Raw genomic sequence first — 1511 nt, forward strand, 5'->3', positions numbered from 1 at the left:
GGTACATCCATGACAGCATTTGATGCTGTGCTCGACAATATTATTCTCCGCCCGAAAAACCCGTACAATCGAATTTTTGTTGTGTCTGCTTATAGCGGGATGACAGATGCACTTTTGGAGTGCAAAAAAACAGGCAAGCCAGGTGTTTATCAATTGATCGCAATGCGTGATGATTCTTGGGAAGAAGCGTTATCTTACATTGAAAGCCGTATGTTGTTGATCAACGAGCATATTTTTGCAGATCCTATGAATCGTGCGCGTGCTGATAAGTTCATCCGGTCGCGTATTTCAGAAGCGAAGAACTGTATTACAAATATCCTTGAAACGTGTCAATACGGTCAGTTTTCATTGAGGCATTACTTGCCTCAGATCCGCGAGTTTCTTTCTTCAATTGGCGAGTCACATAGTGCGTATAATACGGCTCTTAAATTGAAAAATATTGGTATTAATTCAACCTTTGTTGACCTTTCTGGTTGGGATAACAAGACTCCTCAGAGTTTGGACGATACCATCAGAGATGCTTTTTCAGACATAAATGTGGCTGAAGAGCTACCTATAGTGACGGGTTATGCCTATTGTAAAGAAGGTTTGATGCATACTTATGATCGTGGTTACAGTGAGATGACGTTTAGCCGTATCGCGACTATGACTAAGGCATCACTAGCTATTATTCATAAGGAGTATCACTTTAGTTCGGCCGATCCAAAAGTGGTTGGGGTTAGCTCTGTTAAACCAATTGGAGCGACTAATTATGATGTTGCCGATCAGTTAGCAAACCTTGGTATGGAAGCTATTCATTCTAATGCCGCAGCAGGGTTGCGCGAGAGTGGAATCGAACTACAAATAAAGAACACTTTTGAACCAGAGCATGAAGGTACACTGATTTCTTCAGATTACCGCCCAGACACCAATCAGATAGAGATTATTGCTGGAAAGCAGAAAGTATATGCATTGCATGTATTTGATCAGGGGATGGTCGGTAAGGCTGATAACGTCAGTTATGAACTAATGGAAATTATCGCGGATGCGAGAGTTAACCTTATCGGAAAAGAGATGAATGCTAACTCTATTACGTATTATCTAGGCGGCAGTTCAGAAAGTTTAAATAAGGTGTTTTATAAGGCAGAGAAGCGATATCCGAAAGCATCTATTTCGGGACGTATGGTCGCTATCATTTCGGCGATCGGCTCTCAAATTGACACCAATAAAACGCTAGCGAATGGCATATTGGCTTTGATGAGCAATAGTGTTACGCCCATTGCGTTACATTCGTCGATGAGAAACGTGAATGTACAATTTGTTGTGAGCGACGATAAGTATCAAGAGGCCATTTGTGCATTACATGAAGAGTTTTTTGAACAAAAGCAAAAGGTCACATCATCAGTGAATGCTGCTTAAATAAAGAGCGGTGAGCCCATCCCATCCCATCGACTAACTGAACGTTTGATCTGTAGGGTTGAGACTGCAAAAAATTCTGTGTAAAGGCCATTTTTATGATTAATGCCGATCGT

The 1511-nt window shown here is 41.3% G+C and carries 1 protein-coding gene; it reads left to right on the forward strand.

Going from position 1 to position 1511, the window contains the following annotated elements; all coding sequences use genetic code 11:
• Positions 1 to 1398: aspartate kinase (locus AB4653_RS24615; protein ID WP_372105543.1), on the forward strand; the 1398-nt coding region annotated here is incomplete at its 5' end.
• Positions 1399 to 1511: the final 113 nt, after the last annotated feature.

Origin of the sequence: Vibrio sp. 10N.222.48.A3 (genome assembly GCF_041475345.1) — a bacterium.
Classification (GTDB): Bacteria; Pseudomonadota; Gammaproteobacteria; order Enterobacterales; family Vibrionaceae; genus Vibrio; species Vibrio tasmaniensis_A.